At 30.2% G+C, this 13017-nt stretch carries 12 protein-coding genes, 1 pseudogene and 1 CRISPR repeat array; of the genes and pseudogenes, 11 read left to right on the forward strand and 2 right to left on the reverse strand.

Annotation, left to right across the window (positions count from 1 at the left end; all coding sequences use genetic code 11):
* A CRISPR array of direct repeats spans nucleotides 1-3062; the repeat unit is 31 nt; unit sequence ATAGATAATCAGACCATATTGGAATAGAAAC.
* Nucleotides 3063-3178: 116 nt separating this feature from the next.
* From BP769_RS01765 to BP769_RS01815, 11 genes and pseudogenes are all read left to right on the forward strand, one after another.
* Nucleotides 3179-3649 carry a DUF1890 family protein gene (locus BP769_RS01765; protein WP_413824272.1) on the forward strand — a complete coding sequence of 157 codons (471 nt, stop codon included), beginning with the start codon at nucleotides 3179-3181 and terminating at the stop codon, nucleotides 3647-3649.
* A gap of 2 nt (nucleotides 3650-3651) precedes the next feature.
* Complete coding sequence (locus BP769_RS01770; RefSeq protein ID WP_409197816.1) at nucleotides 3652-3963, forward strand: DUF1894 domain-containing protein; 312 nt, start codon at nucleotides 3652-3654, stop codon at nucleotides 3961-3963.
* Nucleotides 3964-3990: 27 nt separating this feature from the next.
* Complete coding sequence (locus BP769_RS01775) at nucleotides 3991-4953, forward strand: methionine synthase (RefSeq protein WP_413861936.1); 963 nt, start codon at nucleotides 3991-3993, stop codon at nucleotides 4951-4953.
* Between the two features lie 33 nt (nucleotides 4954-4986).
* The gene (locus BP769_RS01780; protein WP_409197814.1) at nucleotides 4987-5682 is read left to right on the forward strand and encodes a thymidylate synthase; all 696 of its coding nucleotides are present in this window, start codon (nucleotides 4987-4989) and stop codon (nucleotides 5680-5682) included.
* A gap of 96 nt (nucleotides 5683-5778) precedes the next feature.
* Nucleotides 5779-6741, forward strand: a complete 963-nt coding sequence (gene mch, locus BP769_RS01785) for a methenyltetrahydromethanopterin cyclohydrolase (RefSeq protein WP_413824266.1) — start codon at nucleotides 5779-5781, stop codon at nucleotides 6739-6741.
* A 41-nt stretch (nucleotides 6742-6782) separates the two neighbouring features.
* Complete coding sequence (locus tag BP769_RS01790) at nucleotides 6783-7322, forward strand: flavodoxin family protein (RefSeq protein WP_413861938.1); 540 nt, start codon at nucleotides 6783-6785, stop codon at nucleotides 7320-7322.
* A gap of 258 nt (nucleotides 7323-7580) precedes the next feature.
* Complete coding sequence (locus BP769_RS01795) at nucleotides 7581-7988, forward strand: secondary thiamine-phosphate synthase enzyme YjbQ (RefSeq protein ID WP_413827568.1); 408 nt, start codon at nucleotides 7581-7583, stop codon at nucleotides 7986-7988.
* A gap of 155 nt (nucleotides 7989-8143) precedes the next feature.
* Nucleotides 8144-8479 (forward strand): annotated as a pseudogene (locus BP769_RS01800) (C-GCAxxG-C-C family protein); the annotation flags it as partial.
* A gap of 87 nt (nucleotides 8480-8566) precedes the next feature.
* Nucleotides 8567-9253 carry a hypothetical protein gene (locus tag BP769_RS01805; protein ID WP_413827570.1) on the forward strand — a complete coding sequence of 229 codons (687 nt, stop codon included), beginning with the start codon at nucleotides 8567-8569 and terminating at the stop codon, nucleotides 9251-9253.
* A 31-nt stretch (nucleotides 9254-9284) separates the two neighbouring features.
* A complete protein-coding gene (locus tag BP769_RS01810; protein ID WP_413827573.1) occupies nucleotides 9285-9974 on the forward strand; it encodes a 4Fe-4S double cluster binding domain-containing protein in 690 nt (229 codons plus the stop codon).
* 36 nt (nucleotides 9975-10010) lie between these two features.
* Nucleotides 10011-10709, forward strand: coding sequence for a 4Fe-4S double cluster binding domain-containing protein (locus BP769_RS01815; RefSeq protein WP_413827576.1), 699 nt, complete (start codon nucleotides 10011-10013; stop codon nucleotides 10707-10709).
* A gap of 14 nt (nucleotides 10710-10723) precedes the next feature.
* On the opposite strand, the gene pheT is transcribed toward BP769_RS01815, so the two are convergent.
* Nucleotides 10724-12373, reverse strand: coding sequence for a phenylalanine--tRNA ligase subunit beta (gene pheT, locus BP769_RS01820; protein ID WP_413824247.1), 1650 nt, complete (start codon nucleotides 12371-12373; stop codon nucleotides 10724-10726).
* 66 nt (nucleotides 12374-12439) lie between these two features.
* A complete protein-coding gene (locus tag BP769_RS01825; protein ID WP_413824245.1) occupies nucleotides 12440-12796 on the reverse strand; it encodes a hypothetical protein in 357 nt (118 codons plus the stop codon).
* Between the last annotated feature and the right edge of the window lie 221 nt (nucleotides 12797-13017).

Genomic DNA, 13017 nt, shown 5'->3' on the forward strand with positions numbered 1-13017 from the left:
ATAGATAATCAGACCATATTGGAATAGAAACTTGTTTCGTTCATACTTGTGATGCTGATAATGTTTATAGATAATCAGACCATATTGGAATAGAAACCCATCTAATATATTAACAGTTTTCACCATTGGTGAACCATAGATAATCAGACCATATTGGAATAGAAACGAACCTGTAATGGTGGTTACTTTTCCTTCTGGATAGATAATCAGACCATATTGGAATAGAAACACACTACCCCCACTACTACTACTTGAACTTGATGCTATAGATAATCAGACCATATTGGAATAGAAACATGGATTCAGTAATGATGAAGATGGAGGAGTAATCTAATAGATAATCAGACCATATTGGAATAGAAACCTTAAACTCATACTATCACCAACATTTTGTTCTTTAATAGATAATCAGACCATATTGGAATAGAAACACTTATAAGAAAAACGGACAAAAACACCCAATGGTAAATAGATAATCAGACCATATTGGAATAGAAACCAATAATATTCATTATCAGGTGTTGTCCAATCATCTAAATAGATAATCAGACCATATTGGAATAGAAACAAATTAACATTACTAGGAGTTGTCCCAGTATTATAAATAGATAATCAGACCATATTGGAATAGAAACGGTATCTTATGCCCCATTAAAAATTCTATTAAGAGGATAGATAATCAGACCATATTGGAATAGAAACAATATTACACGGATTAATGAGGAGAAGGAACGTTACTATAGATAATCAGACCATATTGGAATAGAAACAAAATTATTTCTGTCCCAAATTGTTTTAGTTGATCCTTATAGATAATCAGACCATATTGGAATAGAAACGCAAATATTTACTTAACTTTACAGGGAAAGCCTCGTATAGATAATCAGACCATATTGGAATAGAAACAATTAAGGGTTCAGTTGTTGATGTAGCAAGTTTACCATAGATAATCAGACCATATTGGAATAGAAACTTTATATCAGTGAAGTTATGGTAAGATTTTGTTGCTTATAGATAATCAGACCATATTGGAATAGAAACACTATTAAGTGATTAATGAAAAAATAGAATGGTAGATAATAGATAATCAGACCATATTGGAATAGAAACCCAGCTAATTTTTGGTGTTCACGACACTTTTTAGCTAAGATAGATAATCAGACCATATTGGAATAGAAACTTATCCATCATTTTTAACCTCTTAAAATTTTTTAATTATAGATAATCAGACCATATTGGAATAGAAACTGTAATCACTCTTAAAATGTAGGTTAAAAACCTATAATAGATAATCAGACCATATTGGAATAGAAACTCTAGACAGGTTAAGTTTAATCTATCTGGTTGTATAGATAATCAGACCATATTGGAATAGAAACACAAATAGAACTATTATATGAAATTAAACAAGATAAATAGATAATCAGACCATATTGGAATAGAAACAAATACCACCCTATTGTATTATCAAAAAGTTTATATATAGATAATCAGACCATATTGGAATAGAAACGCATTTTCTTCTTGAATAGCATTAAGTACACAATTATATAGATAATCAGACCATATTGGAATAGAAACCGAGATACCATAATAGAATTACTTTTACCCCTTTTAATAGATAATCAGACCATATTGGAATAGAAACTGACTCATTCAGCTGATTGGGTATATAAGGATGAATATAGATAATCAGACCATATTGGAATAGAAACAGAAATGTTTACATAAGAACACATGGAAGATACCCCAATTATAGATAATCAGACCATATTGGAATAGAAACCATGCTGGACCAGCTCCATCAGGTTTTAATGTATTTGATAGATAATCAGACCATATTGGAATAGAAACTAGCTCAAATGCCTATAGAAGAACATACCGAAGAAGATAGATAATCAGACCATATTGGAATAGAAACATTTTTGTATCCGATAATTATCATAACACAAACTAATATAGATAATCAGACCATATTGGAATAGAAACATCCTTGAACACTAATAATAATTTTATCCTTATTAACATAGATAATCAGACCATATTGGAATAGAAACGAGATTGTTAAATATGAAAATCAATACTGGGTTATTAATAGATAATCAGACCATATTGGAATAGAAACGGTAATAATGCTTCAACTTATGGTGGGGCTATTTGGATAGATAATCAGACCATATTGGAATAGAAACACTAAAACTTTTCTTAGATATTGAAGATCCTGAACATAGATAATCAGACCATATTGGAATAGAAACTTTAACCGTAAATCTATACTAGCAGGTTGTAAATTATATAGATAATCAGACCATATTGGAATAGAAACTGTATCATTTAATTCTCCATCGACACTTGCTAATGTATAGATAATCAGACCATATTGGAATAGAAACTAATTCAAGTGGTGTTGCTAGTTATGAATTTACTCCAATAGATAATCAGACCATATTGGAATAGAAACATCACTACCGTTACAAATTCTGTGAATGCATTAAATATAGATAATCAGACCATATTGGAATAGAAACGAAAACAGTAGAAGAACCTATCACTAATTATAAGGATAGATAATCAGACCATATTGGAATAGAAACTAATCAGGTGATACTGCGTTGCTTTCATGTGCACAATAGATAATCAGACCATATTGGAATAGAAACCTGGATGCCATATCCCATGCTCTTACACTATCCTCTATATAGATAATCAGACCATATTGGAATAGAAACTCACCTACGGCTGTCTTTGGTTCTGTGTATCTGTATAGATAATCAGACCATATTGGAATAGAAAGTCCATCATAGAGCCTCCCCAACTGTGGTTTGCATTATAGATAATCAGACCATATTGGAATAGAAACCCTAATAATTCACTTAACATATTTAATAATTCTTTATATAGATAATCAGACCATATTGGAATAGAAACACTCCTTATATGTAAATATTATATAGATACTAATTTTATAAATAATCAGACCATATTGGAATAGAAACTTCGCATCTTGCCTACTTGTACCATATACAACATAATAAATAATCAGATCATATTGGAATAGAAACTAAAATTATTAACTAAGTTTTTGGCAAAAATTTTTTATTTTTTAAAAACCTTTTTATTTTATTAATCAGATATCATAAATTAATATAATTATTTTTTTGTGAGGTATTAATTTATTATGAAAAAAGCGTTGATTTTGATTGGTTGTCCTGAGGCTCCTGCTCAGACCCCTATTACTTTGTATGTTTTGGATAAGCTTAGAAAGGCTGGTTTTGATGTTACTGTTTCTAGTAATCCTGCTGCTTCTAAGTTGTTGAAGGTTTCTGATCCTGAAAGATATTATCTTCAGGATTTGGTGAATATTGATTCTGAAATTGATCATTTGGAAGAGGGTTCTTTTGATTTGCTTGTTGGTATTATTCATAAGGATGCTGCGGTTTCTTATTTTGTTACTTATTATCAGTTGTTAAATATTGATTCTTTGGCTATTATTTTCCAACGTGATCAAGGTGAATTAGATAATTTCACTAGTGAGGTTCGGGAGAATACTGATGCGGGTATTGTTAGTGCTCGTGCTTATCATAATCCTACTCCTTTGCGTGTTCAGGTTGATAAGGCTTTTAAGGATTATTTTGAAGGGGATGATTAGGCTTGTCTTTTTGTTTGGAAACATATTTGCAGCAGTCTGATGATTATAAAATTCTTTTAGCTCAATCTACTTTTAAGTTGGCTCGGGATGTTATTACTAAGAATTCTAAGGAAGTTATTCATGTGAAGCCTGGTGAGAAGGTTTTAGGTGTTCGTATTATTGGGGTGCCTCCGATTCCTATTGGTTTGAATCCTGATGAGGGTACTGTTCTTTTAACTTACACTAAACCTTGTAATGGTACTGGTGCTATTGAGTTACCTGTTTCTGATGATGATATCCGGAAGATTCGTTCTTTAAGTATTGATAAAAAATAAATTTTTAATGGGGAGTATATTTTTTTCATGATTACTACTGTTGTTGGAAGTTTTCCATTAGAAGTTAAAAGCCCTGAGTCTGGTAAGGATAAGTTTTTAAACATTTTTGGTGCTTATGATCCGTATAAACGTCTTATTGAAGAGGTTGTTGAGTTACAATTTAATTTAGGTTTAGATATTGTTACTGAAGGCCAAGTCAGGGATGATATGATTGGAATTTTTGTAAAGCATATTCCAGGTTTCACCTATGCGCATAATTCTTCTGTAATTACAGGTAAAATCCTACCTTCTAATCATAATATCACTGTAGGTGATGTGAGGATTGCCGAGCATAAACTTGATGAGTTAATTAAAAACTCTAATTTATCAAGTGCAGAGGCTGAACGTAAAGGGGTTAAAGGTATAATTACTGGTCCTTCTACTATTGTTCATAGTTCACGTATTGAATCCTTTTATAAGGATAAAGGTCATGCTATCCTTGATTACGCGCATGCAATAAGTAAGGAAGCCTCTGCTTTAGAGGGTGCTGGTTGTAAGTATATTCAAATTGATGAACCTTTCCTTTCTACTGGAATGGTTGATTTGAAAGTGGCTAAGGAAGCTATTAGTATAATCGTTGATGAAGTTAATATTCCAGTAGCTATGCATGCTTGTGGTAATCTTAAAGGAGTTTTTAAACAGTTAACAAGTTTTCCTGTTGATATATTGGATTTTGAGTTTGCAGGAAATAATGATAATCTTAAACTTTTAACTGAGTATAAGAAGCTTTTAAAAGGTAAAAAGTTAGGATTAGGGTGCTTGGATTCTGCATCTAAAGACTTAGATGAAGAAAGTAGGGTTCGTGAAATTATCCGGACAGGTATTGAAGTGATGGGTGAGGAGAACATTTTATTGGACCCGGATTGTGGTTTAAAGAAAATGAAATTGGAAACTGCGAAAAATAAATTAAAATTAATGATTAAATTAAATAATGAATTATCCACAAAATAATAATAATAATAATGGGAGTTTAATGGGATTAATATGTCTTATAAGTTTGATGCTGAGCAAATAGCAGATGGATGGGAGCAAATAGTCACCCAAATAGTTAAAGATGGACATTTTGTTAATGATGAACGTGGTTCATTAACCAAGGAAATTTTAAATGTTGTAACAACAATTAATGATCCTTTCCAATTAGGTGGGGACTTTTTCGGTTTTGGTGATAAACTAGCTAGAATTGAGAAAATACGAATACCTGATAATTATTTCTGGGAAGGGGATAAACTTAGAACATATAGTGAACAATTCACAAGTAGTGAAAATCCAGGTTTCGTCTATACTTATGGTAATCGTTTAAGAGCACACTTTGAAGGTATAGATCAAATACGTGTGGCAATTGACAGGTTAAAAAATTGTAATGAGTCTCGTCGTGCTATAAGTGTTACATGGGATCCAACCCAGGATACTAAACGTGAAGAAGTACCTTGTATGATTCTTGTAGATTTCAAATTACGTGATAATATTTTATACACTACTGGTTTATGGAGAAGTCATGATATTTATGGTGCATGGTTCCCGAATGCTGTAGGATTATCTTACCTTGCACATTATGTTTCTGAAGAATTAGGTGGAGATGTGAAAATGGGTTCTGTAACAATCCATTCCATAAGTGCTCATATTTATGAAAATGATTTACCTTCAGCAGAGAAGGTTAAAATAAAAAATCCACCAAAATAAAATAATAATAATAATTTATATATAAATTAAAAAATTAATATAAAATAAATACAAAAAATTAAATAAATGAATAATATGATATGAGGTTTAGAAAAAATGGTAAGTGTAAACTTAGAAGCTAAAAAAACTGTAGATGTAATGATTGAAAAAGCTGATGAAATAAACATACAAATATCCAAACTCTCAAATGGGGCAACTGTTCTTGATTGTGGAGTTAATGTTGATGGAAGTTTTAAAGCTGGAGAATTATATACTAAGGTATGTCTTGGAGGATTAGCTGATGTTGGAATAAGCATCCCTGGAGATTTATCTGAAAAATTCGCTCTTCCTAGTGTTAAAATAAAAACAGATTTCCCATCAATTTCAACTCTTGGATCTCAAAAAGCTGGATGGAGTGTAAGTGTTGGTGACTTCTTCGCATTAGGATCCGGACCTGCAAGAGCATTAGCATTAAAACCTGGAGAAACCTATGAAGCAATAGATTACAAAGACGATGCAGATATAGCTATTCTTGCATTAGAATCTGATGTATTACCTGGTGAAGATGTAGCTGATGTTATAGCTAAAGAATGTAATGTGGATGCTTCTAATGTATACTTACTTGTTGCACCAACTAGTAGTCTTGTTGGATCTATTCAAATTGCAGGAAGAGTAGTTGAAAACGGTACATATAAAATGATGGAATTCATCAACTTTGATGTTAAAAAAATCAAACACGCAGCAGGAATCGCACCTATCGCTCCAGTTGACCCAGATGGATTAAAAGCTATGGGGAAAACTAATGATGCAGTACTCTTCGGTGGAAGAACATATTACTATGTTGAATCCGAAGAAGGTGATGATATAGCTTCAGTTGCAGCACAATTACCATCATCTGCAGCAGATGGATATGGAAAACCATTTTTCGATGTATTTAAAGAAGCAGGATTTGATTTCTATAAAATAGATAAAGGAATGTTCGCACCTGCAGAAGTAGTTATGAACGATTTAACTACTGGAAAATTATATAAAGAAGGATATGTAAACGCAGATTTACTTAAAAAATCCTTCGGATTATAAAAAGAAAACATTTAAAAGTATTTTTGGAGGTATTAATAGTTATGAAAGTAACAGCAATAATTGCAAGTCCACGTAAAGGTGGAAACGGGGATGTTCTTGTAGATGAAATAATTAAAGGAACAGAAGAAAACGGTGCAGAAGTCACTAAATATTATATTGATGAATTAGATGTTGAACCATGTCATGCATGTGGTCACTGTGGTGACGGTATAGACTGTAAAGTCGAGGATGATGGGGCAAAAATCATTGATGAATTGTTAGATACTGATGTATTAATTTTCACAACACCAATTTACTATGGTCAAATGTCAGCTCAAGGAAAACTCATAACTGACAGATTTTATAGTGTAAGTAGAAACCCACAAAAAGAATTCAATGGAAAAGCAGTATTTGTATTCACTCATGGAGCACCAAGTGGAATATATGATGCTTATATTGAAGCTACTAAAGCATCACCATTCGGTCATACTGGTTGGGATGTAGTAAACACTTTAGATGCTGGTGGAATTCAAGAACCAGGTTCTATAAAAGAATCTGAGGATAAAATGAAAGAAGCATTTGAAATAGGAAAAGCATTATAAAAAAATCTTATTTCCTATACTTTTTTCTCTTTTTCTATTTTTTTATTTATATTCATCTATCTTAACTTATTTAAAATAATAACTTCTATAGGCTCTTTCTAAATAAACAATATACTCTTTCTTAAAACACTAGTTTTACACATTAACTTGTTTAATTATTAGGCTTAACTTTAATTTAAACATAATAAAATATTAACCCTAAAAACCATTTTAATAAGAGTAATTTTTAAAACCTATAAAAAATAATAAAACATTATTATGACAATAATGGAAACTATTAAAATAAACACTAAAAAACAATTTGAAATCATTGACATAACAAAACCTGTAAATGAATACTTAAAAAAACTAAAAACTAGTGATGGTTTAATAAATATTTATACAAAACACACTACATCTGCAATAATTGTTAATGAAAACGAAAAAGGCTTATTAAAAGATTTTAAAAACACACTAAACAATTTAATACCAGAAAATAAGGATTACAACCATAACAGTATAGATAATAATGCCCGTTCACACCTACAAAGCTTATTTTTATCATCCTCACAAACAATACCATTTAAAGATAATAAACTCTTACTTGGAACTTGGCAATCAATCTTCTTTATAGAATTAGATGGACCAAGAATTAATCGTGAAATAATCTTAACCATAATAAACTAAAAATTTTTGCAAATTTTTAATTAATAAAAAGAACATAAAATATAATCAATCAATTATAATATGTGATATGGTGATTAAGTATGGGTAAAATAGATTCAAAACAATTAACTGATAAAATACAAAACTACTGAGATAATGGTAAAAGTTGTTCACAATCAGTTTTAACTGGAATATGCACAACAGTTGACTGTAAATTAAGTGAAGAAGAATTATTAAGTTTAGGAAAAGGATTTTCTGGTGGAATCGGAGGAACCTTTGATGAAGGTACCTGTGGAGCATTAACTGGTGCAATAATGGCATTAGGATTAATATATCCAGATGATCAAAAAATTAATGTTGCATTAAGTAAACAATTACTTAAATTCTTCCAAGACGAATTCACTACACTTCAATGTGGAAAATTAACTCATAATGGTGAAGATAAAACTATTTGTGATCCATGTTGTGCATTTGTCGGTGAAAAATTCGCACAATTATATAATGAAATATAAAAAAATAAAATTAATTATTTTTTATTATTTCATTAACTATTTTTTTTTAAATAATATAAAACTACTTTTAAAAGGATTATGAATGTCATGTCATTATCAAAGGATTTAGAAAGTTTATTAAAAAGTGAAGGTGCAACAGGTGTTGGATTTGCAAACCTTAAAGGATTAAAAAATACACCACAAGGATACATTTCTGGTGTTTCTATATTTGTTAAATTATCTAAAGATGCAATTAAATCAATTAACACTAAAAACAACACATTATGCCAGGAAGAATATAAAGGTTTAGATGAGAAATTAGATAAAATAGCACTTAAAGGTGAAGAATATTTAAAATCTAAAGGTTATAAAGCAGAAGCCTTAACAAGTGATAAATTACTTATAACTGAGGATAATACAAGTCAAATATCCTTTGAAGAGGTTGCAACACGTGCAGGTTTAGGGTGGATTGGAAAATCCTGTCTACTAATAAACCAGGATTATGGTCCAGCAATTAAATTAATAACAATCCTAACAAATGCACCATTAACTTACGCTAAACCAGTTAAAGCAAGTTTATGTGGAATGTGTACAGAATGCCGTGATTCCTGTAAACCCGGTGCAATAAATGGAATATTATGGAATACTAATACAAATCCTGATACTTTATTTAATCATAAAAAATGTTTAAAACATTTAAAAAAATTAAGTAAAAAACAATCACAAGATGAGGGTTTTGAGTTATGCAGCCAATGTGTGTATGTTTGTCCAAAAACACAAAACTATATAAAATAAATAAAAATTAAAATGGAGGCATACAAGTTTTATGAGTTTATCAACAAATTTAAAAGAATTACTAATATCTAAAGGTGCAACAGAGGTAGGATTTGCAAACCTTAAAGAAATAGAAAATGTGCCAAGTGACATGCCTAATGGAATATCAATACTTATTAAATTATCTAAAGAAGCAATTAAATCAATAGATGTTAAAGGTAAAAAAGAATATTTAAAAGAATATGATAATTCATATCCAATATTAGATGAATTAGCACTTAAAGGTGAAGAATTCTTAAAAAATAAGGGTTATAAAGCTTATGCTTTAACTAAAGAAAGAGTATCCGTACCTGATAATAAAACAACTTTAATTCCATTTAAAACGGTTGCTACACGATCTGGTCTTGGTTGGATTGGTAAATCAGCACTATTCATAACACCTAAATATGGTTCAGCAGTAAGATTAATAACAATCTTAACTAATGCACCCTTAGATTTTAATAAACCAATAACTACTTCTTTATGTGGTATGTGTAGAATATGTCAAGATAATTGTCCAGCTGATGCAATAACAGGTTTAACATGGAATCCTAAATTGGAACGTAATGATTTATTTGAATATAAAAAATGTTTAAATGTTTTAGGGGAACTTGCAGAAAATGAATTCCATAATCCAAATGTTAAAGTTTGCAGTAAATGTATTTCTGTATGTCCTAATACTCAAAGATATGTAGAAAAATAATTATTAAAAAAAAGATTATGAGGAGTAAATAAATTTATGAGTTTATCAACAGATTTAAAAGAATTATTAGTATCAAAAGGTGCAACTGAGGTAGGGTTTGCAAATCTTAAAGGCTTAGAAAATGTACCGGACACTATGCCAAATGCTGTAAGTATCCTAATTAAGTTTCCAGCAGAAATTATAAACACTATACAAGAATATCCAACTAAAATTTATATAGATAAATTATTAGAAATCAATGATATCCTTGATGATATCTTATTGGCTGGTGAGGATTTCCTGAAAAAAGAGGGGTATAATGCTTATGGTCAAACTAAACCTCGAACAGTAGTTGAGGATGATAAGAGAAGTAAAATTCCTTATAAAACTGCTGCAACTCGTGCAGGTTTAGGTTGGATAGGTAAATGTGCCTTACTTGTTAATCCGCATTATGGTTCAGCTGTACGTATAGCAAGTATTTATACTGATGCACCATTAGATTTTGGAAAACCAGTAAAACAATCATATTGTGGGGAATGTGATGCTTGTGTAAAAGCATGTCCAGGGGATGCTTGTACTGGAGTGGATTGGCATGAAGGAGTAGACCGGAATGAATTATACAATCAAAAGAAGTGTGGGGATAAAGCTTTAGAATTATCTATCCTTAAAACTGGCATAGACCATTACTATTGTGGTAAATGTATAATAGTCTGTCCATTTACAGTTAAATATTTAAAAAAAGAATTAAAAAAGTAAAGTAAAAAAAGTTTTTAGAGGAATTCTATTTCAAATCCCACAACTGGGTATTCAAGTTCAAAATTAGTAATAACCTCAGGAGATAATTCACCAAACACTCCTTTGATTTCACCATTATTACTAGTACCTTTAACACTAGCTACTCTTCCAGGAATGAAACTTGGATCCTCTGATTCACCAATTTCTACCTTATATCCAAGATTACCAAGCACACTTAAAGTTAGGGATTTAGCTTCTGTAAAATTAGCACTTGTATGGCAACTTAAAGCTGAAAGTTTTTTACTTGGTCTAACTTTTAATGGTTCTGATTCATCTAAGTATAAGATGTCCCCTATTTCAAATATTTTTTGAGGTAAATCTTGATGTTTATTATCTTCTAAAAATTCCATTAAAGTATTAATTAAACTTTTTCTAATCATAGTTCCATCAATAGTAATAGGTTTAGAAACTTCCACATGACTATCCTCACTACGATTCATCTTTTCATAGTGACTGGTTTCACTTGTTAACATTAAACTCATTATTTCTTGATATCCAAGTCCAATCATTATTTCTCTTAAAGTTTTATCAGATTTAAACCAATCATGTTCATATGCTACAGTTGAAAGTTCAGGTAATGCAGGTTTCACCTCATTTATACGGTATTGTATTGCAATATTTTCCACTATATCATATTCATGAAGAATATCAGTACGATAAGAAGGTATTTTTACAAGTAAAGTATCTTCATCAATTTTCTCTGAATCCATTCTAGCTTGTGCTAATAATTTTTCAGCCTCATCAATGGTGATGTTTATTCCTATTAAATCATTTGCAGTTGAAATATGAACTTCCTTAGTTTTTGGACTTAAATCAGGAGTAGTGATTGTTTTATCTTTATAGATTACTTCAACACTTTTAACTTCCCCTCCTTCTTCTGCAAAACTACTGCAAATAATGTTTAAACTTTGATTTACAGCTTTCTCATCTGTACCTGTCACATCAACAAGAATATTACAAGTATCTTCAGTTAACTTAGTTAATTCACCATTAATTATTGGAGGCATACTTAAAATTTGATCATCCTTATCAAGGATTAAAGGATACTTACTGAATTTATCAATTAAATGAGCATATTTACTTCCTTTTTCAATATTTTCAAGTATTTCCGCAGGACTCATTGCACAGTTTTCTTCAAGTGGTATGAATTTGTGTTCATTTTTTTCTGTTGCAATATAATTATATGGAGAATTAATTACATCTGCATTATGAATACCAATTGCTACTTTTTTACGATCCCGGCCTATTACCCAGTGAAGGTTTTCTTGAAAGTCCATTACTTGTTTTAATCTATTACCCTTAAAATTCACACCTTCAATTTTAGCAAATGCTATAAATGGTCGAATTTCACTTACTTCTTCACTTACATATACCTTCTCATCAGAAGCTGTAACCTCATATTCAGGAAGGCCTGTTTCAATGTTTAAGAATCCTTTAAGTGATCTTGCAACTCCAGGAACGCTTAAATTATCTGGTCGGTTTGGGAAGAATTCTACTTTAATTTCATCATCATTATGATCTTCTATGTCACTTCCCATCATAGGTATTATGTTTATTAATTTATCTTTTTCAATATCGATTCCGAATTCTTTTAAATCATCATATTCAAATGTTATTACTGGCATTTTATTGTTTTCTCCATAAAATTTCTAATAAAAAAGTAAATAAACCCCACATTTAAATTAGGGTTTTTATAATCCGTATATTGCCATGAAGAATAAGGCTTCAATGACAAAGTGTAATGCTCTATGTGCAAGTGGAGGTATATGGAAAGGCACTGCACTATGAGCTATATCTAAGGTTAAATGTATTAATCCTCCTAAAATTCCAATTTGGAATGATTGGAACACAATAGTAAGTACAAGAAAATGGAATATTGATTCTAAGACTTCATGAACTAACCAGGTTTGCACTGCTGAAGTAAGTGTTTTTTTAATTATTCCTCCAAGAACTATGTAGAAATCATTACCTATTTTCCACACAATTCTTCCATGGATTTCATCACTAATAGCTAATACTACTGGAATCCAGAACCATAACATATTCATTTTTACTTTAATCCTTAAAATTTTTATTAATTAAATAATTATTATATAAAAAAAATTTTTTTTATATTATAAGTATCTATGATTTTTCCTTTATTTATAAATTTATACCAAAATACTAAAATTTTTCATAATCCTCAATTATAATATCAGGTTCTGTCAAAAACTTAGTTGATTTTATTTTTTGAAAAATTTTGACTTATAATTTTTTTAAGCTTTCTTAT

It is taken from the genome of Methanobrevibacter sp. UBA417 (assembly GCF_002508845.1).
GTDB lineage: Archaea > Methanobacteriota > Methanobacteria > Methanobacteriales > Methanobacteriaceae > Methanobrevibacter_A > Methanobrevibacter_A acididurans.